The 24651-nt window shown below is 74.2% G+C and carries 19 protein-coding genes; 8 read left to right on the top strand and 11 right to left on the bottom strand.

Annotation, left to right across the window (positions count from 1 at the left end; all coding sequences use genetic code 11):
- Window positions 1–259: 259 nt before the first annotated feature.
- Window positions 260–1225, bottom strand: a complete 966-nt coding sequence (locus tag ABNF97_RS10340; RefSeq protein ID WP_130461870.1) for an alpha/beta fold hydrolase — start codon at window positions 1223–1225, stop codon at window positions 260–262.
- A 125-nt stretch (window positions 1226–1350) separates the two neighbouring features.
- Window positions 1351–4221 carry a hypothetical protein gene (locus ABNF97_RS10335; protein WP_349338387.1) on the bottom strand — a complete coding sequence of 957 codons (2871 nt, stop codon included), beginning with the start codon at window positions 4219–4221 and terminating at the stop codon, window positions 1351–1353.
- A gap of 147 nt (window positions 4222–4368) precedes the next feature.
- Between ABNF97_RS10335 and ABNF97_RS10330 the strand changes: the two genes are divergently transcribed.
- The gene (locus ABNF97_RS10330; RefSeq protein ID WP_349338386.1) at window positions 4369–5079 is read left to right on the top strand and encodes a TetR/AcrR family transcriptional regulator; all 711 of its coding nucleotides are present in this window, start codon (window positions 4369–4371) and stop codon (window positions 5077–5079) included.
- Between the two features lie 66 nt (window positions 5080–5145).
- A complete protein-coding gene (locus ABNF97_RS10325) occupies window positions 5146–5373 on the top strand; it encodes a DUF3107 domain-containing protein (protein WP_101368237.1) in 228 nt (75 codons plus the stop codon).
- Window positions 5374–5430: 57 nt separating this feature from the next.
- Here the strand turns inward: ABNF97_RS10325 and ABNF97_RS10320 are convergent, their stop codons facing one another.
- Window positions 5431–6159, bottom strand: coding sequence for a ferritin-like fold-containing protein (locus tag ABNF97_RS10320; RefSeq protein ID WP_349338385.1), 729 nt, complete (start codon window positions 6157–6159; stop codon window positions 5431–5433).
- Between the two features lie 384 nt (window positions 6160–6543).
- Here ABNF97_RS10320 and ABNF97_RS10315 point away from each other — a divergent pair, with 384 nt between their 5' ends.
- The 3 genes from ABNF97_RS10315 to ABNF97_RS10305 all read left to right on the top strand — a co-directional run bounded on the left by ABNF97_RS10315 (window position 6544) and on the right by ABNF97_RS10305 (window position 10165).
- On the top strand, window positions 6544–8232 hold the full coding sequence (locus ABNF97_RS10315; protein WP_130461868.1) for a DEAD/DEAH box helicase: 1689 nt from the start codon (window positions 6544–6546) through the stop codon (window positions 8230–8232).
- Window positions 8233–9378, top strand: a complete 1146-nt coding sequence (locus tag ABNF97_RS10310) for a class I SAM-dependent methyltransferase (RefSeq protein WP_349338384.1) — start codon at window positions 8233–8235, stop codon at window positions 9376–9378.
- A gap of 364 nt (window positions 9379–9742) precedes the next feature.
- Window positions 9743–10165: a helix-turn-helix domain-containing protein gene (locus ABNF97_RS10305; protein WP_130465809.1), complete on the top strand. Its 423-nt coding sequence runs from the start codon at window positions 9743–9745 to the stop codon at window positions 10163–10165.
- A 36-nt stretch (window positions 10166–10201) separates the two neighbouring features.
- On the opposite strand, the gene ABNF97_RS10300 is transcribed toward ABNF97_RS10305, so the two are convergent.
- Window positions 10202–11257 carry a DUF8832 domain-containing protein gene (locus ABNF97_RS10300; RefSeq protein ID WP_349338383.1) on the bottom strand — a complete coding sequence of 352 codons (1056 nt, stop codon included), beginning with the start codon at window positions 11255–11257 and terminating at the stop codon, window positions 10202–10204.
- A 138-nt stretch (window positions 11258–11395) separates the two neighbouring features.
- Here ABNF97_RS10300 and ABNF97_RS10295 point away from each other — a divergent pair, with 138 nt between their 5' ends.
- Window positions 11396–12358 (top strand): C40 family peptidase, encoded by a 963-nt coding sequence (locus ABNF97_RS10295; RefSeq protein ID WP_349338382.1) that lies wholly within the window; start codon window positions 11396–11398, stop codon window positions 12356–12358.
- Between the two features lie 22 nt (window positions 12359–12380).
- Here the strand turns inward: ABNF97_RS10295 and ABNF97_RS10290 are convergent, their stop codons facing one another.
- Complete coding sequence (locus ABNF97_RS10290) at window positions 12381–14711, bottom strand: DEAD/DEAH box helicase (RefSeq protein WP_349338381.1); 2331 nt, start codon at window positions 14709–14711, stop codon at window positions 12381–12383.
- Window positions 14712–14840: 129 nt separating this feature from the next.
- On the opposite strand from ABNF97_RS10290, the gene ABNF97_RS10285 reads away from it, so the two are divergent.
- Entirely contained in the window at window positions 14841–17588 is a 2748-nt protein-coding gene (locus tag ABNF97_RS10285) for a type 1 periplasmic-binding domain-containing protein (protein ID WP_349338380.1), read from the top strand.
- Between the two features lie 40 nt (window positions 17589–17628).
- On the opposite strand, the gene ABNF97_RS10280 is transcribed toward ABNF97_RS10285, so the two are convergent.
- Window positions 17629–18222 (bottom strand): TetR/AcrR family transcriptional regulator, encoded by a 594-nt coding sequence (locus ABNF97_RS10280; protein ID WP_349338379.1) that lies wholly within the window; start codon window positions 18220–18222, stop codon window positions 17629–17631.
- Window positions 18223–18344: 122 nt separating this feature from the next.
- Between ABNF97_RS10280 and ABNF97_RS10275 the strand changes: the two genes are divergently transcribed.
- Window positions 18345–19766 (top strand): DHA2 family efflux MFS transporter permease subunit, encoded by a 1422-nt coding sequence (locus tag ABNF97_RS10275; protein WP_349338378.1) that lies wholly within the window; start codon window positions 18345–18347, stop codon window positions 19764–19766.
- 63 nt (window positions 19767–19829) lie between these two features.
- Here ABNF97_RS10275 and ABNF97_RS10270 read toward each other — a convergent pair whose 3' ends face one another.
- Genes ABNF97_RS10270 through ABNF97_RS10250 form a run of 5 tightly spaced genes read right to left on the bottom strand, consistent with a single transcriptional unit; the run spans window position 19830 to window position 24617 of the window.
- A complete protein-coding gene (locus ABNF97_RS10270; protein WP_349338377.1) occupies window positions 19830–21017 on the bottom strand; it encodes a branched-chain amino acid ABC transporter permease in 1188 nt (395 codons plus the stop codon).
- Window positions 21014–21904 carry an ABC transporter permease subunit gene (locus ABNF97_RS10265; RefSeq protein WP_130461861.1) on the bottom strand — a complete coding sequence of 297 codons (891 nt, stop codon included), beginning with the start codon at window positions 21902–21904 and terminating at the stop codon, window positions 21014–21016. The genes ABNF97_RS10270 and ABNF97_RS10265 overlap by 4 nt, the downstream gene beginning before the upstream one ends.
- Complete coding sequence (locus tag ABNF97_RS10260) at window positions 21901–22668, bottom strand: ABC transporter ATP-binding protein (protein WP_349338376.1); 768 nt, start codon at window positions 22666–22668, stop codon at window positions 21901–21903. The genes ABNF97_RS10265 and ABNF97_RS10260 overlap by 4 nt, the downstream gene beginning before the upstream one ends.
- On the bottom strand, window positions 22665–23408 hold the full coding sequence (locus ABNF97_RS10255) for an ATP-binding cassette domain-containing protein (protein ID WP_130461859.1): 744 nt from the start codon (window positions 23406–23408) through the stop codon (window positions 22665–22667). The genes ABNF97_RS10260 and ABNF97_RS10255 overlap by 4 nt, the downstream gene beginning before the upstream one ends.
- Before the next feature lie 3 nt (window positions 23409–23411).
- The gene (locus ABNF97_RS10250) at window positions 23412–24617 is read right to left on the bottom strand and encodes a substrate-binding domain-containing protein (protein WP_349338429.1); all 1206 of its coding nucleotides are present in this window, start codon (window positions 24615–24617) and stop codon (window positions 23412–23414) included.
- Between the last annotated feature and the right edge of the window lie 34 nt (window positions 24618–24651).

The following is a 24651-nucleotide window of genomic DNA, read 5'->3' as shown; positions in this document are numbered from 1 at the left end:
CTCTCGTCTCCACACGCTTCTTTAGTACGCCTGGCCCACCCGGTCGGTTGCACCGGGCGTCCCGGATCACCCGCCCGGGTCGGCGGACGGCGACCCCCACCGGACCCGACCGGCGCGGTCGGTGGGCGGTCACCCACGAACTCCGGCCGACGGCGGTCAGCCGCCCCCGAACCGGTGGCAGTCAGCTGGGCCCCCGAACCGGTGGCGGTCAGCCGGGCCCACTACCGACGGCGGTCAGCCGGGCCTCGGCCGACGGTGGTCAGCGGGAAACGGTCGGCAGCTGACTGGTCTCGTCCAGCAGCGCCAGCACCGCCCGGGCGACCGTCCGGGGCACCTCCATCTGCGGGACATGCCCGACGCCGGCCAGCATCAGCAGCCGGCTGTCCGGGATCGCCCGGGCCACCTGCGCGGCCACCCGGACGTCGACCAGCCGGTCCTGCCCGCCGCCGATCACCAGCGTCGGCGCGGTGACCAGGCCGGCGATCCGCCACAGCGAGCCGGACCCGGGCAGGTACGCCCGGACGAAACTGCCGACCAGGCCGCGCAGCGTACGCAGATAGGCCGCCGGATAGTGGGCGGCGGTGTACCGGATCCGGATCTCCTCGACCGCCTCCAACCGGCGTTGGTCGCAGATCCGGGTGGTGTCGGCGACACACGCCTCCATCACCTGCCGGGCGATCTCCTCCGGCGGCAGGTGGGTCAGCCAGCGCGACGCGAACCGTTCCGCTCCCGGCACCGCCAGCAGGGGCAGTACCCGACCCTGGAGAGACCGGCGCGGGTCGAGGAACGGCATCGCCGGTGCGACCAGGGTGAGCGTACGGACCAGGTCGGGGCGGAGCCCCGCGACGCGTACCGAGACCGCCCCGCCGAGCGAGTTGCCGAGCAGGTGCACCGGTCCCCGGCCGGAGTGCTCGAGGTACCGGATGACCCGGTCGGCGAAGGCCGGGATGGTGTACTTCCGGGCCGGGTCGCTCCGCCCGAAGCCGGGCAGGTCGATGGCGTGCCCGTCGAGCCGGTCGGCGAGCAGGCCAGCGAGGTCCGTCCAGTTCTGGGCCGAGCCGCCCAGCCCGTGCACGTAGAGCGCGGGCTCGGCGTCGGGGCGGGTAGCCGGGGTCTGGCGGACGTGGGTGATCGAGCCGTCGATCCGTACGTCCCGGCCGGGCCAGGGCGGCGGGACCTCGTCCCGAGCGATCGACTCGTCCGCCGCAAGCAGCGCACGCTTCATCCGTCAAGTGTGCCTACCGTTCCGCTGCCCCGTCGCCGGGGCGGTGCGGGACGGAGACAACTTCTGGACGCCTCCGCCCCGCTTCGTGCCGTTTGCCCCGCCGCTCCGGTCGCCGAGGCGACGGGTCAGGTGAGCAACGCCTCAAGCCGGCGGTTGACCGCCGCCAGGGTGGCTCGGACCACTGCCTGACGCGGATCGCCGGAGACCAGCGCCGAGCCGGCGAGCTGCTCGACCCAGCCGTCGCAGACCAGCAGCACCACCACGGTGGCCACCTCGCAGCTCCCGAACGGCACCACCGCGGCATGCTCGACGAAGCACCGGCCCCGCTCGGTGACCCGGGCGGAGGCGTTGAGCAGCTCGTCGATGGCGGCGGCCGCCGCGACGGCACAGAGTCGCAGTACGTACCCGTCGACGGCGGGACCGGTGGCCAGCCCGGCCGCCGGCTGTTTCCCGGCGGCGAGCCGTACCTCGACGGTGGCGTCCAGGCCGAAGGTGCTGACCTGCACGTGGTCGATGATCACCCGGGGTCCGGGCGGCGCGCCCGGGTTGAGCGGCCGGGACGGCGCGGTCTCGGTGGTGGTGACCGGGCTGCCGGAGTAGAAGGTGCCGCCGGTGCTGGTACCGGCGCTGGCCGGTGAACCGCTCCGGCCCGGCTCGGTGGGCTGCGCCGTCGGTGGCTCGCCGACCGTGGCCCGACCCCGGTGACCCGGTGCCTGGTGCCGGCGACGTGTCTCCTCGGGCGAGGGCTCGGTCCGGCGCTCCGGCTCGGCCGGTGGCCCGTGCCGGGGCTGCGCCGCACCGGGCCTGGGCGGCGCGGCGGTGCCGGTGAAGCCGGGCGCGGCCGGTGCCGGCGTGCCGGGCAGGTTCTGCGGGGCGGCGGCCAGCCCCATCCGTTCCTGTAGCAGCCGTGCCACGTGCCGGCTCACCTCGGCGGGATCGGCACCGTCGGCGAGGTCCAGGCGCAGGCTGTGCGCACCGGCCGGGGTGGTACGCAGCGAGGCGTCGCGCACCCCGGCGACTCCCCGAACCGCGTCCAGAATCGCGTTGACGTCGAAGCCGTCCGGTCGCTCGTGCAGCTGTGCCGCTCCGTCCTCCCGACGCAGATGGGTGGCGATCCGGGCCAGTTCGGGCGTTTCGGCGGGCGGCTCCACGGCGGGTGGCTCCGGCACGGTGGGTACGTCTGGCTCGGCCGGGACGCGTTGCGGCAACACGTCACCGAGGTCTGCCGGCCGGGCGGCGGGCGCGGGCTCCGCCGGGGCCGACTCCGGATAGCGGTACGGCGCACCGGGATGGCTCGGGCCGGTCGGCAACGCCAGCGCCTCCCGCCGGTACGGATATCCCGATGCCGGCCCGACCGGCGAATAGCGGGAGGATTCGGCACCGGGCGGCGGCCCGGCCGGCCCGGACGGATAGCCGGACGATTCGGCACCGGAGGCGGCGCCGGGCGGCGAATGGGCCGCTGACTCCACCCCCGGGCCGGACCTGGACGGCGGGCCCGAGGGCTCGGGGCCCGGCCCCGAGGGCGCCAGCCCGGCCGGACCGGAGAGGTAGCGGGACGGCTCCGGCCCGAGCGGACCGGTCAGCCCGCCGGGACCCGGCAGGTAGCCCGGCGCATCCGGCCCTGGGCCGGCCGGGCCGGGGTAGCCGGTGGGCTCGCTCGCGGTGGCCCGCCGGGTCGCGGCCTCGGAGGCCGTCGGGAAGCTCCGGGCCGTCGCCGGGTTCGCCGCGAACCCGGGGTTGACCGACGGCGGCAGGGCGGAGCCCTCCCGGGGGAACGGCCCGGCCGGGGACTCGGGTACCCGCTGCGCCGGATGGTCGACCCAGCTCGGGGACCAGTGCTGCTGCTCCCGGCCGCCGGGGGTCTCCGGTTCGTGGGCCGGCTCGACCTGCGCGACTGCCTCGGCGGCGTGCTGGCTCTCCGGCTGTCGGGCGCCCTCCTGGTCGGCGGGCGCGCCGGCCGGGGCCCACGGCGGGGCCCAGCCGGACGACCAGCTCGCCGGCTCCTGGCCACGGGCGTCGGCTGGATGGACCGGCGCCGGCCCGCGCTCGTCCGCCTCCGCCGGACGCCAGCCGGGTGCCGCCGGGGCGACCTGTTCGGGGCCGGGTGGCGGGGTCGAGGAACGGTCCGGCTGCCGGGGTACGGCGGGCATCATCGCGGTCATCTCGGTCACCGGCGGATGGTCGGGCTCGGACGGCGGTCGGAAGCCACCACGCTCGAAGTCCGCCGCGACCAGGTACTCGGGTGTGGCCGCGTACTCGGGTGTGGCCGCGCCGGCCCCCTGCCCGGGCGGTCCGAACGGCGGCCCGGAGGTCACGGCGGGCGGTCCGGAGACGGCGGCCGGCGGCCCCGAGGTCACCACCGGGGGTACCGGCGCGGCGCCGGGCGGCCCCGAGACCGCGACCGGCGGTGCGGAGGTGGGTCCCGGATAGGCGGGTGACGCGGGCTCCCCCCAGCGCGGCGGTTGCCCGGCCAGGCCCGTGCCGGCGCGTTCCGGCTCACCGTAACCGGGCTCCCCGAAGGCGTGCCGGGCGCTGCCGGACAGATCCGGCTCGCCCTGCGGGAGCCGTCCCTGCTGGGCCGGATGGTCCGGGCCGGCGCCACCCAGTGGCTCTGGCCCGGCGCCCGCCCGGCCGGCCGGGTCGGCCCCCTCCGCCTCGTACGGCTGGCCCGGCCCACCGCCCCAGCCCCGCTCCGGCTCGGGCGCCTCGCCCAGGTGCACGCCGTTGACCGGCTGCCGGAACTCCCGGATCGGGATGGCGGGTGACGCCGGTAGCGGCCGGGGACCGTAGGCCGCGCGGTCACCCCAGCCGCGGCTCACCGCCGGCTCGACCGTCTGGTGCCACTGCCGCCCGTTCGGATCGACGCCGGTCTCGGCGTCGGACCAGCCTGTGTCGGCCGCCCAGCCGTTGACCGGACGGGCCGGGTCACCCTGCGGGCCTGCCCCGTTACCGTGCTCTCCCGGTGTGGGGGCTCCGGGTTGCCCTGTTTCGTCCACCGTGCGCTCCTTGGTCGCCCCCGCTGAGGCTACCGTGTGGTGGCAGTGCCGATAAGTTACAGCGGCGGGCTAATTCGGCAGTCGAGTGACGGTCCCTGCTCCGGTCGGAATGAGGTCGACAGCGTGCGAGGCGAAGCGGAGGTGACCATGACCCAGGTGGGAAACGGCGCGCAGACGGCCGGCCGCCCAACGCGCCTGCCGCGCTCGGCACGGCGTAAGCAACTGCTGGCGGCAGCCCAGGAAGTGTTCGTCGCCCAGGGATACCACTCGGCCGCGATGGACGACATCGCCGAGCGGGCCGGCGTCTCCAAACCAGTTCTCTACCAGCACTTTCCCGGAAAGCTGGAGCTCTATCTGGCGCTGCTGGACACGCACTGCGACGCGATCGTGGCCAAGGTCCGGGAGGCGATGGCGGCGACCACCGACAACAAGGAGCGGGTCAGCGGTGCCGTGCGGGCGTACTTCGACTTCGTCGACCATGCCAGTGGCGCGTTCCGGCTGGTCTTCGAGTCGGACCTGCGCAACGATCCGGCCGTACGCGAGCGGGTCGAGCGGGTGGAGCAGGGCTGCATCGCCGCCATCACCGACACCATCATCTCGGACACCGGCGTGAGCCGGTCCCGGGCAGAACTGCTCGCCTCCGGGCTCGTCGGCGCGGCCGAGACCGCGGCCCAGTTCTGGCTGGCCGGCGGGCGGCAGGTGCCGAAGGCCGAGGCCGAGGCGCTGCTCACCGGGCTGTCCTGGCGCGGGATCGCGAGCTTCCCGTTGCAGGGCGAGGCGAGCCTTTCCACGCAGGGTGAGGCGAGCTTTCCGTCGCGGGGCGAGACGAGCTTTCCGGCGCAGGGTGAGTCAGCCTGAACGCAACCGGCGCGGATCGGATAGCCTTTCCGACGGCGGATCTTTCGCCCCGAACGAGGAGGCCACGTGGAGGTCAAGATCGGCGTTCAGTACGCGCCGCGCGAGCTGGTCCTGGAGAGCGCGCAGACGCCGGCCGAGATCGAGCAGATCGTGACCGACGCCCTCAGCACCAACGACGGCACGCTGTCGCTGACGGACGAGAAGGGCCGCCGGGTCATCGTGCCGGTCGGCAAGGTGGCCTACGTCGAGATCGCCGAGGCGTCGCCCCGGGCGGTCGGCTTCGTCGCCCGCTGACGCCGGAACGCCGGCCGCCGGCCGGGCTCAGTTGCGGACATCGGCAGCCGGCCGGGCTCAGTTGTTCAGTCCGACGGCCGACATCCGGGCGGTGTGCGCGGCGGTCAGGCGCTTGAACAGCACCTGCACCCCCGACTGGTCGTCGAAGCCGGTCGCGATCAGGGCGGTCAGCGCCACCCGCTCGCTGGCGGTCCGGCCGGCCTGGGACAGCCCCTCGCCAACCAGGCGCCGGGCCCACATCGAGAGCCGGTTCGCGACCTTCGGGTCGGCCTGGATGGCGAGCCGGATCTCCTGACCGGCGAACTCCTCGTACCGGGAGCCGTGCAGCACGTCGAGTACGAGTTGCCGGTCGGGGTCGGCGAGGAACGCCGCCATCTCCCGGAAGAAGTCGTCGGCGACGGCGTCCCCGACGTACGCCTTGGTCAGTGCCTCCAGCCAGTCCTTCGGCTCGGTCGAGTCGTGGTACGACTGCAGCGCCGGCACGAACGGCGCCATCGCCTCCTCGGGCGGCACGCCGAGTTCGGTCAACCGGTCGGCGAGCCGCCGATAGTTGGTGATCTCGACAGCGGCCATCTCGCTCAGCACGGCACGGCGGGCCAGATCAGGGGCCAGCCGGGCGTCGGCGGCCATCCGGTCGAAGGCCACCAGCTCCCCGTAGGCGACCAGCCCGAGCAGGTCGACGACGGCGCCCGGGACGGTCGGGCCGACGGGTTCGGCGACGCTGGGACCGACCGGTTCGGCGAGGGCGGCTGAGGTGATCGGGGCGGGCTCTGCGAGGGCGGACACGCCCGCAGGTTACCGTCCGGGCGCCCGGGCGGGGTCCCGACGGCAGGAGACCGGAGATTCGTCCCGGTTTTCCGGCGACCGTCCTACCTGTCGGAAACCAACCACCTCCAGAAGCGTGACGTACGTCACATCACCGACCCCCGGGCGACGGCCGCGTCCCTGGACCGAGGACGCCGTATGCCGGGCTCAGGTAGCATGGATCAGTTGCCGAAGGAGGCAGAGGACCGGAAGGCCTCAACCGATTCCGAAATCTGCCCTGCGGCGCGCGTGTGCGGCCCGGTCTTCTACTCGGCGTTCAGCCGTCGACCGTGTGGCCCGCGCCATACCGATATCGCGCCCTACGGACGAACGGGGCGCACCACGAGAGGGCACCCCCACAACCACATGAGCGATCACATCGAAAACATCATGGCCGGCCAGGCGCTTGCCGCCGACGCGCCGGTCCGACCCGAGGCACCCACCTTCGCCGAACTCGGCGCCCGTCAGGAGACCGTGGCCGCACTCGAAGCGGTGGGCATCACCCGGGCCTTCGCCATCCAGGAGTACGCCGTGCCGATCGCGATGCGCGGCACCGACCTGATCGGCCAGGCACCGACCGGCACCGGCAAGACCCTCGGCTTCGGCGTACCGCTGCTGGAGCGGGTCTTCGCGCCGGACGAGGGCAGCGACGGGCTGCCGCAGGCGCTTGTCGTCGTACCCACCCGTGAGCTGGGACTCCAGGTCGCCAAGGATCTCGCCGCGGCGGGCCGGACCCGGGGGGTACGGGTCCTGCCGATCTACGGCGGCGTGGCGTACGAGCCGCAGGTCGAGGCGCTGCGCAAGGGCGTCGAGATCCTGGTCGGTACGCCCGGACGGCTGCTCGACCTGGCCAAGCAGAAGCAACTCCGGCTGGACCGGGTGCACGCGCTCGTCCTGGACGAGGCGGACCGGATGCTCGACCTGGGCTTCCTGGAGGACGTCGAGAAGATTCTGGCGATGCTGCCGGAGGACCGGCAGACGATGCTCTTCTCGGCCACCATGCCGGAGCCGATCGTCGCACTCTCCCGCCGGTTCCTCCGGCACCCGGTGAACATCCACGCCGGGCACACCGCCGAGACCGGGCCGTCGCCGCAGACGGAGCAACTGGTCTACCGCACCCACTCGATGAACAAGATCGAGATCGTCGCCCGGATCATGCAGGCGCGCGGGCGCGGACTGACAATGATCTTCACGCGTACCAAGCGGGCGGCCGACCGGGTCGCCGAGGATCTCGACTTCCGCGGCTTCGCGGTCGCCGCCGTGCACGGTGACCTGGGTCAGGGCGCCCGGGAGCGGGCGCTGCGGGCGTTCCGGGCCGGCAAGATCGACATCCTGGTCGCCACCGACGTGGCGGCCCGGGGGCTGGACGTCACCGGGGTCACCCACGTGGTGAACTACGACTGCCCGGAGGATCAGGACACCTACACGCACCGGATCGGCCGTACCGGTCGGGCCGGCGCCACCGGGGTCGCGGTGACCTTCGTCGACTGGGACGACATGCCCCGCTGGCGGATCATCGACAAGACCCTCGGGCTGGAGATGCCGGAGCCGCCGGAGACGTACCACACCTCCCCGCACCTCTACACCGACCTGGACATCCCGGCCGACGTCGCCGGCACCCTGCCGTCCGCCGAGCGGACCCGGGCCGGGCTCTCCGCCGAGGTCGAGGAAGACCTCGGCGGTCGGTCCCGGGGTGTCGGTGGCCGGCGTGGGCCCGGTCGCGGCGACGGCGGCGCGGGCCGGTCGCGCAACCGGCGCGGCGGCGGTGGCCGCAGCGCCGGCACCGCCGATCCGGTCGGCCCGGAGGCCGAGGTGACCGGCGGGGACGAGCCGCGCCGCCGGCAGCGTCGCCGGCGCCGGGCGGGCGAGGTCGTCGGGGGCCCGCAGGGCTCCCCCGACGCGGCCGAGGCAGCCGCCACCCGGACCGAGCCGACCGAGGCCGGCGGGGCGCCGGCCGCGGTGGAGGTCGACGCCGACGGATCCGCCAAGCCACGGCGTCGGCGCCGCCGCAGTCGGCGGGGCACCGGTGCCAGCGACGCCGCCACCGGCGAGTAGATGCCGCAACAGCTCGACGCAGCGCTCGCACAGGTGCGGGCGCTGCTGCTGGATCCCGGGTTGACCCGCGCCGTCGCCGCCGGGCGGCGACGCGGGCAGCTCCCCACCGTGGTACGCGCCGAGCTGCGCCCGGTCGCCCTCAGGTCCGGTGCCCGGCTCCAGATCGTCACCAACGACGGCGCCCGCCCGTTCACCCGAAACGTGGTGCCCGGCCCGGAGGCGGACGCGGCCGTCGACGCGCTGCTGGCCGAGCCGTTCGGCAACTGGCACGTCGAGACCGCCTCCGCCACCCTGCAACTGCGGGTGACCAAGCGGGGCGAGGCGCAGCTGCACCGGGTCGAGGCGCAGCGGGCGGCCGCCCCGGCCACCCCGCACGACCGGGCCCGGGAACACCTGCTCGACCCCGGTGATCCGCTGTTCGCCGCGATCGGCGGCAGCGCGGCCAAGCGACGGCAGGTCGACGCGTTCCTGCGGGCCCTCGCGGCCACCCTGCCGGAGGAGCTGACCGGCCCGCTGCGGGTGGTCGACCTCGGCTGCGGCAACGCCTACCTCAGCTTCGCGGCGTACCGCTACCTGGCCGGGCGGGGCATCGACGTGCGCCTGGTCGGCGTGGACGTACGCGAGGACCAGCGGCGCCGCAACGACGCGCTCGCCGAGCGGCTCGGCTACGCCGACCGGGTGCGCTTCGTCGCCGGCACCATCCTGGAGGCGACGGTGGAACCCGCCCCCGACCTGGTGCTGGCGCTGCACGCCTGCGACACCGCCACAGACGAGGCACTGGCCCGGGCGGTGCGCTGGGGGGCCCGCTGGATACTCGCCGCGCCGTGCTGCCACCACGACCTCGCCGCGCAACTGCGGGCGCACCCTGCCCCCGACCCGTACGACCCGCTGGTCCGGCACGGCATCCTGCGGGAGCGCCTCGCCGACGTACTCACCGACGCGCTGCGGGCGGCGCTGCTCCGGTTGCACGGCTACCGGGTCGAGGTGGTGGAGTTCGTCGACTCGCAGCACACCCCGCGCAACCTGCTGCTCCGGGCGCGGCACACCGGCGCCGAGCCGACCGACCGGCAGCGTGCCGACTACCGGGGGCTGATCGGCGACTGGCGGCTCACCCCTCGGTTGCAGACCCTGCTCGGCCCGCCCTGACCCGCGGTCGCGCCGGAATCGGCCGGCTGCGGACCCGGACCGTCAGCCGGCTGCGGAACCGGGCCGTCGCGGCACACGACGCCCGCGTCGGTCGGCACAGAACGCCCGTCGGTCGGCACACAACGCCCCGGTCGGCCGGAACACGCCGCCCCGTCGGCCGGCACACAACGCCCCGGCCGGGCCGCCTACCGGCGGTTCATCCGCCGTACCGGCGGAACTCTTCAGATGATCGGATAGTCAGGTCCGATGCCGGCCGACCGATGGTACGGGTGGGTGGGTGCGATCAGTCGGGTTTCCCCGACGGGGTTCCGGACTACTCTCAGAAGACCACCCGAAGTCCGGGCGAAAGGGTTTTCCGCTGAGCATCGGTGCCGCACAGGACTCGCCGCAGGCGGCCTTCGCCCGCTTCGTCCGGCGGGCCATCGACGATGCCAAGAGCGAACGCGGCTGGACCGTCAGCGACGTGGCCGCGCACACCGGTGTGGGCCGGTCCACGCTGTTCCGCTGGCTCGCCGGGGACTGGCAGGACTATCCCGAGCTGGCGAAGGTGCGCGGGTTCTGCACCGCCCTGGACGTGCCGGTCGGGGTGGCCTTCCGGGCACTCGGCCTGCCCGACGGCGAGCAGCCCGGCCCGGCCCGGCGGGACCGGATCGAGTCGTCCGTGGACGCCGACCTCCGGGTGATCGTGACCCGGCTCGCCGACCCCGGCGTACCGCCGGAGGAGAAGAAGCTGATCCGCGACATGCTGCGCTATCTCGCCCACCGGCAGGTAAGGCGCGCCGGCTGACCCGACTCGCCCCGGCCTCAGGCAACCGCCCCGGCCTCAGGCAACCGTCACGGTGAACTCGGCCGTCTGCACCGCGCCGGCCACCTGGAAGTCGAGATACATCCGGTACCGCCCGGAACTCGGTGCGGCAAGCCAGAACTTCACCGCGCCGCCCACCAGCTCGGGCTCCGGGTGGACGTGCACGTAACCCAGGTCGCCCTCGCGCAACGCCACCAGGTGCCCGTACGCGCCGAGGTAGGGCTCCAGGGCGGTGACCGGGTTGCCGCCTGCGAAGACCCGGAACAACATCGGCTGGCTGGCACCGGCCTGCGGAGTGCCCTCGTAGGTGACGGTGAACCCGGCGACCGTCGCCTCCCGGGCCGCCGCCGGCAGCGGTCGCGGGGCGTGGTCGCCGGCGACCGCCAGGTCCACCCCGAGGGTCAACGGCAGCTGCCCGCCGCCGCCGTCGAGCACGGCGAAGTCGGCGTACACCCGCCACACGCCGGCCGACGGCAGGGTCAGCGGCAGGCTCCAGGTGCCGTCGGGTGCCATCGTCGGATGCAGGTGCTGGTAGCCGCTGAGATCCCGGCGGACCACGATCATGTGCAGTGGCTTCTCGTGCACCACCGCGAACCCGGTCACCGGCTGGCGATCCGGGCCGCGTACCTGGAATCGGAAGTCCTCGGCCCGGCCCGCGGTAAGGGTCGTGGTGGTCGGCACCAGCGTGTAGCCGGCCACACTCACGCTCAGCCCGCCCGCGTCGGCCGGATCGCCGGACGCTCCGGTGGGGTGCTCGTGCGGCCCCGTCCCCGGCGGATGGACGTGGCCGCCGGCCGGGTCGGTGGCGCCGGCCGAGGGCTGGGTGCCACCGCCGGCCGCCGGAGTGGCGCCGCCGTTCGCCCGACCCAGCCCGAACCCGGCGAGCAGGGCGAGCACCAGACCGGCCACGGTGAGCGCGAGGCGTACGGTGCCCCGGTCCGGCACCGCCGACTCGGCGGAACCGGCGGGGCCGGCCGGCCGGCGACCCCGGGCAGGGCCGGCCGGCGGGCGGGCAGCGCCCGCCGCCAGATCGGTCCGACCGGTCTCCGGCGCTGCCGGCTGGTCACGGGTCACGACCCGCAGGCTACCGTCCCGGTCCGGCGGTGCCACCCGGCGGTCACCGTCGCCCTCCCGAGGGCGACGAACGTCACGGTACGAACCTGAGCAGCCTCGATGCGTGGCCTCCGCCGGCCATCGATCGTTGGACAGGTCGTGCCGACCACCGCATTGCCACGTCGCGCCGCAGCCCTCGCCGCCGGGATGACCGTGGCGCTGTCGCTGGCCCCCGTACCGGGCCGGGCCGCACCGGTCTCCGACCCGGCCGAGCGGATCGCCCAGGCGGCGGAGCAGTTGGAAATCGTCGTCGAGCAGTACAACGACCTGCGGGAGGCGCTGCGGGAGACCCGGGCCAGCAGCGCGGCGATCCACGCCGAGATGGGGCCGCTGGAGCGCGCAATCGAGGCGCACCGTACCGAGGTCAGTTTGATCGCCGCCCGGGCGTACCGCACCGGCGACACCCGCGCGCTCGGGGTGCTGGGCACCCTGCTCGGCGCCGCCACCCCGGAGAACCTGGCGGGCCCGCTGATCCTGCTCGAACGGCTGAGCCGGGAGCGGCACCGGACGATCGCCGCGCTGACCGAGGCGCTCGACCGGCTGGCCCAGGCCCGGCGCACCGTCGATGCGCTCGTCGCCCGGCAGCGGAGCCAGGAACGGCAGCTCGCCGCGCGGAAGCTGGCGATCGAGACCGAGCTGGCCCGCCTCGCCCGACTGCCCGGACCCGACGAGCCGGCCGCCGAGGCGGTGCCCCGGCTGCCCGAGGCGGTTCCCGGGGCCGCCGGTCGGGCCGTCCGGTTCGCGTACGCCCAGCTCGGCAAGCCGTACCGGTGGGCCGGGGACGGTCCGGACGCGTACGACTGCTCCGGACTCACCTCGGCCGCCTGGGCGGCTGCCGGCGTACGGCTGCCGCACAACGCGGCGCGGCAGTACCGGGCGGTGACCCTGATCAGCCGGGCCGCCCGGCAAGCCGGTGACCTGGTCTTCTACTACCGCGACCTGCACCACGTCGCCATCTACGTCGGCGACGGGAAGATCATCCACGCGCCGCGTACCGGCACCCGGATCCGGATCGACCGGGTCGACTACCAGCCGATCGCCGGGTACGGCCGACCCGGCTGAGCCTCGCCCGCGGTCGGACGACTCAGCCGGCGACGGCGAGCGCGAACGGGAGCACCCCCGGCGCACCGGCCCGGCGCAGCAGGCGGGACACGACCGTCATGGTCCAGCCCGACTCGACGAGGTCATCGACCAGCAGGACCGGACCGGTCAGCCCGGCCAACTCCCCGACCAGCGGCGCGGGCAGCTCGAAGGCGCCGTGCAGCGCGCGTACCCGCTGGGCGCTGTTGCCCCGCGGTCCGCCGCCGGCCGGTCTGTCGCTGCCGCCCGCCCCGGCGCCGGCCGGACCGTCCCCGTCGTGCGGTCCGGCGCCAACCGGACCGTTGCCGGCCGGCACCTCGCCGAGCAGCGGCAGCCGGCCGACCCGGGCGATCCGGTCGGCCAGCCCGTGCACCAGCCGGGGCCGCCGACGCGACCCGACGGCGAGTACCGCGACCGGCCTGGCCGGCCACGGATCGTCGCCGTGCGCCCACGCCTTCAGCACCTCGACGACGGCCGCCGCCACGTCCTCCGGCACCTGCCCGTCCGGCGCCTCCGGCCCGGTCAACGCACGCAGCCGGGCACCCCAGCCGAGGTCGGAGAGGCGCCCGACGGCCCGCCCCGGATACGCCTGCTCGGCCGGACCGATCCTGCCACGCAGCGGCACCCCGACCGTCTCCAGCCCGGTCGGCCAGAGCTTCTTCGGCGGGATCTCCACCCCGGGGCGGCCGAGGAACGCCTGCGCGGCGGCGAGCGCCGGCGCCGACACGTCGATGTCGAACCGGGCCCCGGTGCACCGGTCGCAGCGCCCGCAGGCGGTGGCCGCCGGATCGTCCAGGCAGCGGCGGAGGAACTCCATCCGGCAGCCGCCGGTCGAGGCGTACTCCCGCATGGCCTGCTGCTCGGCGGCACGGGCCTGCGCCACCCGGCGCAGCCGGACCGCGTCGTAGTGCCACGGCTCACCGGTGGCGAGCCAGCCGCCCCGGACCCGGCGTACCGCGCCGTCGACGTCGAGCACCTTGAGCATCAGCTCCAGCCGGGTCCGGCGCAGGTCGACGATCGGCTCCAGCGCCGGCGTGGAGAGCGGACGGTCCGGACGCAGCGCGGCGAGGACCGCCCGGACCTGCTCCTCGGGTGGGAAGGCCAGCGAGGCGAAGTACCGCCAGATGGCCTGGTCCTCGGCGCCGGGCAGCAGCAGCACCTCGGCCGCGCCGACCGCCCGACCGGCCCGGCCGACCTGCTGGTAGTAGGCGATCGGCGACGGCGGTGCGCCCAGGTGCACCACGAATCCCAGGTCCGGCTTGTCGAAGCCCATGCCGAGCGCCGAGGTGGCAACCAGGGCCTTCAGCTTGTTGTCCAGCAGGTCCTGCTCGGCGGCGCGGCGGTCGGCGTCGTCGGCCTGCCCGGTGTACGACGCGACCGGGTACCCCCGGCCGCGCAGGAACTCGGCGGTCTCGCCCGCCGCCGCCACGGTCAGGGTGTAGATGATCCCCGAGCCGGGCAGCCGGTCGAGCTGGTCGGCCAGCCAGCCGAGCCGGTGCGCCGGGCTCGGCAGGTCGAGTACGGCCAGCCGCAGCGACTCGCGGTCCAGCGGCCCGCGCAGCACCAGTGCGTCGCCGAGCTGCTCGGCCACGTCGTCGGTGACCCGGCTGTTCGCGGTGGCGGTGGTGGCCAGTACCGGTGTGCCGGCCGGCAGCCCGGCAAGGAAGGTACGCAGCCGCCGGTAGTCGGGGCGGAAGTCGTGCCCCCAGTCGGAGACGCAGTGCGCCTCGTCCACCACCAGCAGTCCGGTGGTGGCGGCGAGCCGGGGCAGTACGCCGTCCCGGAAGTCGGGGTTGTTCAGCCGTTCCGGGCTGATCAGCAGGACGTCGACCGCTCCGGCCTCGATCTCGGCGACGATCTCGGCCCACTCGTCGAGGTTGGCCGAGTTGATGGTGCGGGCCCGGATTCCCGCCCGGGCGGCCGCCTCCACCTGGTTGCGCATCAGTGCCAGCAGCGGCGAGACGATCACCGTCGGCCCGGTACCCCCGGCCCCGGCCCCTGCCCTGCCGGACCGCTGCCGCAGCAACGCGGTCGCGACGAAGTAGACGGCCGACTTTCCCCAGCCGGTCCGCTGCACGCAGAGCACCCGGCGGCGCCGCACCACCAGCGCCTCGATGGCCCGCCACTGGTCGTCCCGGAGCCGGGCGTGCTCGCCGGCCAACCGGCGCAGTACGGCCTCGGCCCGGTCGCGCACCGCCGCCTGCTCGGCGTCGCCGGGTCCGGCCCGGTCGCGCACCGCCGCCTGTTCGGCGCCGCCGGGTCCGGCCCGGTCGCGTACCGCCGCGTGCTCGGCGCCGCCCGGCCCGGGCTCGTCCGGCGTCCGGTTCCCGTCCATCCGGCCTTTCTACCAGGGTCCGGCCCGGACCGGCCGCGCCGGCACCGAGCGGGGCCCCGTCCGGCCTTGTCCGAACCAGCGACACTGTGGTGATCTGTGCAACACACCGAGCAACGGCCGGAGGCGGACATGCGTCCAGTGGCGACCCAGGGGCAGCCGACCACGGAACGGGAACGGTTGCCGTCCGGCGGTTCGGAGTTCCTCGCCCTGCTGGCCCGGCTGCTGCGCCGGCCACGCCGGGGAGACCGGCGGTTGCCGCTGATCTGGCTGGTCCGCTCGCCGGCCTCGCCGGACCTGATCGCCCTGCTGCGCCGGGTGCTCGGCCGGGGTCAGCGGCGGCGGATCCCGCACGCCACCCTCGACCTGACCGGCCGGGGCGACCGGTCCGAACCCGGTGGCGAACCGACCGCCACCGACATCACCGGCGCGCTGCGGGAGGCGCACCGGCAGCTCGCGCTGGAGGCGTTCGGCGGCGAGCGGCTGCGTTTCCGGCACTACCCGCTGGCCGACTGGCTGCTGCACCAGCCCGTACCGGAGTCTGCCGCCGAGGCGGGCGAGGACCGCCGGCCGGCCCTGGCCCGGCAGCTCCGGGACCGGCGCGGCAGCCGGCCGGGCAGTGACCCGGCCGGCGGCGGCGACGGCGACGGCGACCTCTTCCACACCGCGTACCAGCTCGCATTCTGGCTGGTCCGGCGGGCGATCCCGAGCGCCGTGTTCCGGGTGGCGGTCTCCGGCCGGGTGCCGCTGCTGGGGCCGCACTACCGGTGGTTCATGCGGCAGCAGTACCTGGCGCCCCGGCAGTCGGTGACGTTCCTCGGGTTCGCCGAACGACTCACCGCCGGGTGGCGGGACGGGGAACAGCCGGAGCAGGTGGACAAGCTGCTCGTGCACGCGTTCCTGGAGGACCTCCGGCAGGCGTACCGGCGGCGGCTCTGGCGGCCGTCGAGCTGGCGACGGACGGCGTACCCGGTGCTGCTGCTGCCCGACGTGGCCGTCGGCGATCCGGGGCACACCCTGATCCGGCTGATCAACGACGTCCGCAACGAAACCGGCCGCAACGACCCGCTGCTGGTGGTGGCGGCCGGCGCCGAGCCACCGCCGGAGCTGCCCGAGCCGTACGCCCTGGTCGACGCCGAGGAGGCGTACGACGAATGGGTGGACGTGCTGCCGGAGACCCGGCGGCTGCGCCGCCCGGCGGCCTGGCTCATCGTCCTGCTGCTCGGCGACCCGAGCGCGGGCTCGGAGCCGAGGGGCGGACTGCTCAACTTCGCCCCACCGGGCCCGCCGTGGTGGAGTCGCCGGTTCCTGCCCACCGCACTCGTCCTGCTGCTGGTCGCCGTCGCCGGGGTGTGGGTGAACTCCCGCTGGAGCCTGGACTGCCACCCTCGGCCGTTCGACGGGTCGGTCTCGGTGGAGCTGGTCGGCGGCGAGTGCGTCGGCTACAGCGACACGGTCGGGCACGTCTTCAATCGCGACCCCGGGCAGGACCGGCTCCGGGCCGTGCAGCGCCGGATCTTCGCGCAGAACGCCGCCGCCGAGCAGGTCTGGCAGCGCAGCGCGCGACGGCGCCCGCTGGTCACCCTGATCTACCTCGGCACCCTGACCGGGAACCGGACCCGGGCCGACGAGGAGTCGTACGTCTCCGAGCGGGAGGAACTGGAGGGCATGGCGACCGCCCAGTACGCGCTGCTGCGCGAGTCGGCCGGTGCCGACGGCGCGGCGCTGCTCCGGGTGGTGGTGGCGAACGCCGGAGCGCAGATGCGGCATGCCGGCCGGGCGGTGGCGATGCTCGAAGGGCTGATCCGGGAGGACCCGACGGTACTCGGCGTGGTCGGGCTGGTGGAGAGCCGGACCAGCACCGCGGCGGCCTTGCGGGAACTCAACCGGATCGGCCTGCCGGCGCTGGCCCCGACCCTCTCCGCGGACGGGATGTACCAGAACTCCAAGCTCTACCTGCAGATCTCCGCGCCGAACCGGGACCAGGCCGCGCTGATCGACGAGTACGCCCGCCAGGTGCTCCGGGTCGACGGCGCGCACGTCTACTACACCACCGGGGAGTACAGTTCCCTGACCGAGGACCTGTACGTCGCCACCCTGGTCGACGACCTGCGCCAGCGGTTCGGCGACCGGCTGGACCGGGTCGAGGAGCGGCGTACCGGCCAGCGGATGACCCAGGAGTGCGGTTATTCCGGCGTACTCGTCTTCGCCGGCCGGTGGTCGGAGTTCGACGGCTTCCTCCGGGCGCTGAAGGAGTGCGGCCCGAACCCGCCCCGGCACCTGGTCGGCGACGACTCGGTCAACCGGTACATGGCCAATCCAGGGTTGCGGGCCAGCGCGCCGGGCAACCTTCCGGTCACGTACGTCTCGAAGGCGGCCCTGGCCACCTGCGCCGCGCTGCGTACCGCCCGGGACCGGCGCGACGACGTACGCGGCAGTTTCCTCGCCTGGATCCAGGCCGACGACCTGCTCGACCAGCCCCGCTGCCGGGAGGACGGCCCGAGCGCCCCGGTCGGTGAACGGGTCAGCCTCGCCTACGACGCCGCGACCATGGTGGTCCGGGCGGTGGAGAGCCTCGCCGCCCGGTTGCGGCACGGCAGCCCGCGCGAGGAGTGGAATCCGCGGGCCGTCAACCCGGCCGGGGTGCACACCGAGGTGCTGCGGCAGAACGCCGAGAACGGCTACCCGGGGGTGAGCGGCCTGATCAGGTTCCCGGCCGACTCAGGCGAACCGGTGGCGAAGCGGATCTCCCTGGTCCGGGTGGACCGGGTGACCGACGTCGACACCGAACCCGTCGAGGTGTTCCGCTGCGGCTCGGCCGACGACCCCGCCGACCAGGGCTGCCGGCCCGCACCGTCCGCCCCGACCCGACCGGCGTGATCCCCGGTCGCCCGAGGTGCTCGTCCCGTCCGCTCGGCGGTCACGACCGGTTGGCGGCGCCGCGCTGTCCGCCGGTTTCCGGCTCCGCACAGGCGTCCTGGAACGACTCGGCGATCTCCGACATCCACGGTTCGGGTGGCACCGCGCCGGGCCCGACCACTTGCATCGCGGCCAGCACGGTGAGCAGCATCCCGATGCCCAGGAAGTCCCGGGTCTCGACGGTGTCCGCCCCGGTGAGCTCCCGGACGAGCCGGTAGATCCGGCCGAAGCAGTCGCGCACGGCACTGCCGATCGCCGGGTCGGCGCTGGCCGCGAAGCCGTGCAGGAGTACGGCGAGCAGGTCCCGTTCGGCCAGCAGTTCGTCGTACGCCTCGCCGAGGCTCTCCAGGTCGGGCGAGCGCTCGGCGGCGTCCCGGAACACCTGCTCGATCCGGGCGGCGGCGTGCTCGACCGCGGCGATGAAGAGCCGTTGCTTGGAGCCGAAGAGCCGAATGACGTACGGCTGGGAGACACCGGCCAGCCGGGCCACGTCGTCGGTGGAGGTGCCGGCGTAACCGGAGACGGCGAACGCCTGCACGGCCGCGGCGGCGAGTTGCTCGCCGCGTTCGGCAGCGGTCAGCCGGGTCCTGGCCATTCTCGCCCCTAACTGCCGTCCGCTGGGTCGGACGCTCCTCGACGTCGGATGTTGACATGTTATCAGCGGATAGCTACTTTGGGAAAACCTAGTTATCAGTGAATAACAACTAAGGAGCGATCATGACCAGCGCACCCGTCCTCGACGGTGCCGCGCCACCGGCCCCGGGACGCCGCGGCGGACCCGCGGCTCGCCCGCTCGGCGCCGTACTCGCGGCGGTCGGCGTACCGATGTTCATGGTCACCCTCGACAACCTGGTGGTGACCACGGCGCTCCCGGTGATCCGGACCGAACTCGGCGCCTCCCTGACCGACCTGCAATGGTTCGTCAACGCCTACACGCTGCCCTTCGCCGCGCTGCTGCTCACCGCCGCCGCGCTCGGCGACCGGGTCGGCCGGCGGCGACTCTTCCTCGCCGGCATCGCGCTGTTCACCGTCGCCTCGGCCGCCTGCGCCCTCGCCACCGAACCCTGGATGCTCACCGCCGCCCGGGCGGTCCAGGGCACGGCCGGTGCGGCCGTGATGCCGCTGTCGCTCACCCTGCTCGCCGCCGCCGTCCCCGAGCGGCTCCGGGACGCCGCCATCGGGATCTGGGGCGGGATCAGCGGCCTCGGCGTCGCGGTCGGCCCGCTGGTCGGCGGCGCGGTGGTCGAGGGCCTCGACTGGAGCTGGATCTTCTGGCTGAACGTGCCGATCGGGCTGCTCGCCCTGCTGCTCGCCGCGACCGTGCTGCGGGAGTCACACGGTCCGGCGTCCCGGCTGGACCCGGTCGGACTGGTCCTCTCCACGGCCGGCGTACTCGCCCTGGTGTGGGGGGTCGTGCACGGGCAGGAGCACGGCTGGACCTCCGGCCGGGTGCTGGCCGCCCTGATCGGCGGCGGCGTACTGGTCGGCGCCTTCCTCGGCTGGGAGACCCGGACCCCGGAACCGATGCTTCCGCTGCGCCTCTTCCGGTCCCGGAGCTTCAGCGTGGTGAACGTGGTGGCGTTCACCTTCTCGGTCGGCGTCTTCGGCTCCGTCTTCCTGCTCGCCCAGTTCTTCCAGGTGGCGCAGGGGCACAGTCCGCTCGACGCCGGCATCCGGACGATGCCGTGGACCATGGCGCCGATGGTGGTCGCCCCGCTGGCCGGGCTGCTGGTCGGCCGGGTAGGCGCGCGCACCCTGATCGTCACCGGGCAGACGCTGCTGGCCGTCGCGCTCGGCTGGCTCGCCCTGGTCAGCACCGCCGACGTCGGCTACGGGGTGCTGGCCGCCCCACTGACGCTGGCCGGGGTCGGCATGGGCCTGACCTTCGCGCCGGTCACCACCGTCACCATGGCCAGCGTGCCCGCGGAGTCCCGTGGCGTCGCCTCCGGCACCAACAACACCATCCGGGAACTCGGCGTGGCCGTCGGGGTGGCCGCGCTGGCCTCGGTCTTCGCCGCCAACGGCGACTACACCAGCCGTACGTCCTTCGTGGACGGTCTCGGCCCGGCCGTCCTGGTCGGCGCGGCCGTGGTCGCCACCGGCGCCCTCATCGCCCTCCGCCTCCCCCGCCCTAGGTGACCGAGCGGTTCGTGTTCTCCTGCTGCCCGCCCGGGGGCAGCAGGAGAACACGGTCCACTCGGGCTAACCGTCGCGGCGGATGCGGAGGAGGGTGCGGAAGGGGGCGAGCCGGGTGGAGAGGCTGGCGAGACCGCCGGGGAAGAAGTAGACCGCCAGGATGAAGACCGTGCCGAGCACGAAGAGCGGCTGGGACAGCGGCACGCTCAGCACCCCGGGCAGCGAGTCCACCGCCGACGAGGTGCCGAACGCGGTCAGCCGGTGGTCCAGGTACATGTAGAGCACGCCGCCGAGCACCGGGCCCCAGCGGGTCCCCGGGCCACCCAGCACCACCATGACCAGCAGCGACAGCGTCAGCTCGGAGGAGGTCACGTGCGGCGAGGCGCCACCGACCAGTAGGCAGTAGATCGCCCCACCGGCGGTGGCGAGCCCACCGGCCAGGGTGAAGGCGAGCAGCTTGAACCGGTACGGGTCGAGCCCGAGGACCCCGACCCGCCGCTCGTCGTCACGCAGCCCGGCGAGTACCCGGCCGGTCGGCGAACCGGCCACCCGGTGCACCACGAAGACGACCACGGCCAGGTACGCCAGCGCCAGCCAGTACAGGTTGACGGTGTTGCCGACCCCGACCAGCATCGCCGGCAGCCCCGACACGTCCAGCGACAGTCCCTCCTCGCCGCCGGTGAGCCCGCCGAAGTCCCGGGCCACCAGGATCGCGCCGACCTGCGCGAACGCCAGCGTCACCATGGCGAACGCGATCCCGGCGGTACGCAGCGCGATCGCACCGAGCAGCGCGGCCAGGGTGGTGCCGCCGACCAGGGTCAACAGCGCCGCCTGCCACAGCGGCAGCCCGGCCCTGGTGACCAGGATGTCGGTGCCGTAGACCCCGGCCGCGAAATAGAGCGCGTGCCCGAAGGAGAGCATGCCGGTCCGGCCGAAGAGCAGGTCGTAGCCGGCGGCCAGACCGCCGAAAACCAGGCAGATGGCGAGCAGTTGCAGGGTCCCCGGTCCGTTCAGCGGCCCGTCGAAGACCCCCGGCACGGAGAGCGTCGAGTACGGCAGCACCGCGAAGACCAGCAGCACCAGCAGCGGTGACCAGGTCCGCAGGGCCGATCGCCAGCGGGGTGCCGCCGGACCTACCGCCGATCCGGCGGTCGGCGGTGCCTCCGGCGGGCTGTCCGCCGCCGTCTTCAACCGGGTCACGCCGGCCTGCTCGGAACACCCGGTCACGCCGGCCTGCTCGGACCGCCCGGTCATGTGGTCGCCGCCCTTCCGGCGATGCCCTGCGGACGGAGCAGCAGCACGATCGCCAGCAGCGCGACCACGCAGATGTCCCCGGCCCCGGAGGTGCCGTAGTAGTTGACGAACTGCTGGAGCAGGCCCACCGCGACGGCGGCGTACGCGGACCCGACGACCGAGCCCATCCCGCCGATCACCACCACGATGAAGGCGAAGATCAGCAGTGCGCCGCCCTGGCTCGGCGAGACCGAGCCGAAGTAGACACCGCCGAGCGCCCCGGCCAGCGCGGCGGCGGCGCCACCGATCGCGAATACCAGGGTGAACGCCTTCCGGACGTCGATGCCGAGCGCGGTGACCATCTCCCGGTTCTCCACCCCGGCCCGGATCACCAGCCCGTACCTGGTGTAGCGGAGGAATCCGAGCAGCGCGGCCAGCACCAGCGCGGCGGCGAGGATCAGCAGGATGCCGGAGTTCGGCACCTTGGCGCCGAGGACCGAGGTGACCCGCTGGGTCCAGTCCGGGCGCGGGAACGGGCGTGGGTCCGCGCCCCAGGTGGCCTGGAGCAGCGCCACCCCGGCCAGCGAGAGCCCGACGGTGACCAGCACCTGTTCGATGGTGCGGGAGTAGAGCGGACGGATCATCACCAGTTCGACGGCGATCCCCACCACCGCACCGGCGACGACCCCGAACGCGACCGCGAGGACGAACCCGAACCCGGACGGGCCGGCGCCGGGCAGGCTCCCCGCCGCCCACCAGGTGGCGTACGCCCCGACGGAGAGGAAGAGCCCGTGCGCGAAGTTGAGCACGTCGGCCAGCCCGAAGACCAGGGAGAGTCCGGAGGCGACCAGGAAGTAGAGCGCGGCCAGGCCGAGCCCGGTCAGCGTCAGCAGCACGATGGTACTCATCCCGCCGGCACCTCCCCGGCGACCTCGACCCCGGCCGGCTCGCCGGCCACGCCGACCCCGAGCAGGGATCTGGTCAACTCCGCCTCCCGCAGTAGTTCGTCGGCGGCACCGGACCAGGCGACCCGGCCGGCGGCGAGCACCACCGCATCGCTGGCCAGCCGGCGTACCACCGCGAGGTTCTGCTCGACCAGCAGCACCGGCACGGCGACCGCGACCCGCTCCAGCACCTCGGCCACCTCGGTGACCACCTTCGGCGCCAGCCCCTTGGTCGGCTCGTCGACCAGCAGCAGCCGGTTGTCGTTCAGCAGCACCCGGCCGATCGCCAGCATCTGCTGCTGGCCGCCGGAGAGCGAGCCGGCCCGCTGCCGGCCGCGCCGCTTCAACTCCGGGAAGAGCGCGAACACCCGGTCGTACGCCGGGGTGCCGCCGCCGCGCCGCTCGGCGAGCCGCAGGTTCTCGGTGACGGTGAGGCCGGCGAAGACGCACCGGTCCTCGGGGACGTAGCCGAGACCGTCCCGGACCAGCCGGTGGGTCGGCTCGCCGGCCAGCGATCGGTCACCGAGGCGCACGGTGCCGCGTACCTCGCCGCCGCGCGGGGTGAGCCCGAGGATCGCCCGCAGTGTGGTGGTCTTGCCGACCCCGTTGCGGCCGAGCAGCACCGTCACCCCGCGCGGGGCGACGGTGAACGAGACGCCCTGCAGGATGTGCAGCCCGGCGATCCGTACCGACAGGTCGGCGACGGTGAGGACGGGATTCTCACTCACAGCGCCTCACCCAGGTACGCCTCCTGCACCACCGGGTTGGCCATCACGGTCGCCGGAGCGTCGCAGGCGAGCAGCGCGCCGTGGTGCATCACGGCGATCCGGTCGGCGAGCCCGAGGATGACGTCCATGTGGTGTTCCACCATGAGTACGGCCCGACCACTGTCGCCGGTCAACGACCGGATCACCGCGACCAGCTCAGGTACGTCCTCGGCGCTCACCCCGGCCATCGGCTCGTCGAGCAGCATCACCCTCGGCTCGCCGGCCAGCAGCAGTGCGATCTCCAGTTTCCGCTTCTCGCCGTGCGCGAGCGTGCCGGCCAGCGCGTCGGCCCGGTGTGCCAGGCCGACCCGGTCCAGTGCCGCGTCGGCGGCGGCGACCACCTCCCGATCGGCCGCCGCCCGCCGCCACAGTCGCATCGAGCCGCCCCGGTGCGCCTGCACGGCCAGCCGGACGTTCTCCCGCACGCTCAGCGAGCCGAAGACCGAGGACGCCTGGAACGTCCGCCCCAGCCCGAGCCGGGCCCGCCGGTACGGCGGCAGTGCGCCGACGTCGGTGCCGTCCAGCAGCACCTGGCCGCCGGTCGGCCGGCGCAGCCCGGAGACCAGGTTGAACAGCGAGGTCTTGCCGGCGCCGTTGGGGCCGATCAGCCCGAGGAACTCCCCGGGGGCCAGTTCCAGGTCGACGCCGTCCACGATGGCGACCTCGCCGATCCGCCAGCTCAGGTCGCGGGTGGCGAGCACACCTCAGCCCTTCATCGTCACGGCCGGCGGCGCCGTCTCGTCCGGGGTGAGCACCTTCTGCGACTCCGCCGTCATCGCGTCTCCGGTGCCGCTCAGCCTGGCCTGGAACATCGGCTGGAGCAGCGCGTGGTCCCCGGCCCGGACCGTCATCTTGCCCTTGACCCCGTCGAAGCTCCAGCCCTCCAGCGCGGTGACCATCTTGTCGACGTCGTCGCCGCCCTCCTGGACCGCCCGCACGATCATCTGCGCCGCGGCGAAGCCGTCCGGGTGGAAGAGGTCCAGCACCCCGCCGGGTACGGCGGCCTTGGCCGCCTGCGCGGCCGGGTTGTCGGCGGCGCCGTCGAAGAAGTGCGACAGGAAGGAGATCTTGGTGCCGGCCGTCCCGAAGGTGGGCCAGGATGCTCGGATGTCGAGCCCGGTCACCACGGTGGTGGAGCCGAGTACGCCCTGCTGGTCCAGGGTCTGCCACATCGCCGGGGCGGTGGTGCCGGCCCAGGCCACGAAGAGCAGGTCCGGCTTGGCCGCCGTCAACTGGCTGGCGAACGGGGTGAAGTCGGTGGCGCTGGCCGGGGCGAGCACGCTGCTCACGGTGGCGCCGGCACCGCCGATGACCGCCTTGACGGCCGCCTCGTTGCTCTTGCCGAACGCGCTGTCCTGGGCGAAGACCACCACCTTCTTGCCGGTCGCGTCGCCGATGAACGACTTCGCGGTCAGCACGTCCTGGTACGACTGCCGCCCGGAGCGGAAGGTGTATTTGTTGACCCCGGTGGCGCCGTCGGTGGCGGCCGGACCGGAGATGAAGAGCACCCTGTTCTGCGCGGCGATCGGCGCGACCTGGAGGGCGACGCCGGAGGCGGTCGAGCCGGCGAGGATCCTGTAGCCCTTGCCGATCAGGTCCTTCGCCGCCGAGACCGCCTTCGCCGGGTCACCCGCGTCGTCGACCTCGGTCACCTCGACCGTACGGTCACCGATCTTGTTGGTGCCGTCCGTGGCGTACGCCAGCCCGGCCCGGAACCCCTCGATGTACTGCTTGCCGTAGCTGGCCAGCGCCCCCGACTGGGAGTAGACCAGGCCGACCTTGACCGGGGCGGCGCTGTCGCCGCCGCCGTTCGCGGTCTCCTGTGGGCTGCCACAGGCAGTCGCGGCCAGCACCCCTGCCAGCAGCGTGGCGGCGGTGACCGCTACCCGCCGCGTCGTCCGGACCGTCATCATCGCTCCACGTGAGGGTGAAGGTGGGAGAAGC

The sequence above is a fragment of the Plantactinospora sp. B6F1 genome, from assembly GCF_040120695.1.
Lineage (GTDB): Bacteria > Actinomycetota > Actinomycetes > Mycobacteriales > Micromonosporaceae > Plantactinospora.
The sequence above is the reverse complement of the archived record's forward strand: the minus strand, read 5'-3'. Positions and strand labels throughout refer to the sequence as shown.

Bases quoted from the DNA above. Each gene is read 5' to 3' on its own strand.
- ABNF97_RS10310 (WP_349338384.1), top strand. From the start codon at position 8,233: ATGCCGCAACAGCTCGACGCAGCGCTCGCACAGGTGCGGGCGCTGCTG.
- ABNF97_RS10315 (WP_130461868.1), top strand. From the start codon at position 6,544: ATGAGCGATCACATCGAAAACATCATGGCCGGCCAGGCGCTTGCCGCC.
- ABNF97_RS10275 (WP_349338378.1), top strand. From the start codon at position 18,345: ATGACCAGCGCACCCGTCCTCGACGGTGCCGCGCCACCGGCCCCGGGA.
- ABNF97_RS10265 (WP_130461861.1), bottom strand. From the start codon at position 21,904: ATGAGTACCATCGTGCTGCTGACGCTGACCGGGCTCGGCCTGGCCGCG.
- ABNF97_RS10250 (WP_349338429.1), bottom strand. From the start codon at position 24,617: ATGACGGTCCGGACGACGCGGCGGGTAGCGGTCACCGCCGCCACGCTG.
- ABNF97_RS10270 (WP_349338377.1), bottom strand. From the start codon at position 21,017: ATGACCGGGCGGTCCGAGCAGGCCGGCGTGACCGGGTGTTCCGAGCAG.
- ABNF97_RS10330 (WP_349338386.1), top strand. From the start codon at position 4,369: ATGACCCAGGTGGGAAACGGCGCGCAGACGGCCGGCCGCCCAACGCGC.
- ABNF97_RS10280 (WP_349338379.1), bottom strand. From the start codon at position 18,222: ATGGCCAGGACCCGGCTGACCGCTGCCGAACGCGGCGAGCAACTCGCC.
- ABNF97_RS10340 (WP_130461870.1), bottom strand. From the start codon at position 1,225: ATGAAGCGTGCGCTGCTTGCGGCGGACGAGTCGATCGCTCGGGACGAG.
- ABNF97_RS10285 (WP_349338380.1), top strand. From the start codon at position 14,841: ATGCGTCCAGTGGCGACCCAGGGGCAGCCGACCACGGAACGGGAACGG.
- ABNF97_RS10290 (WP_349338381.1), bottom strand. From the start codon at position 14,711: ATGGACGGGAACCGGACGCCGGACGAGCCCGGGCCGGGCGGCGCCGAG.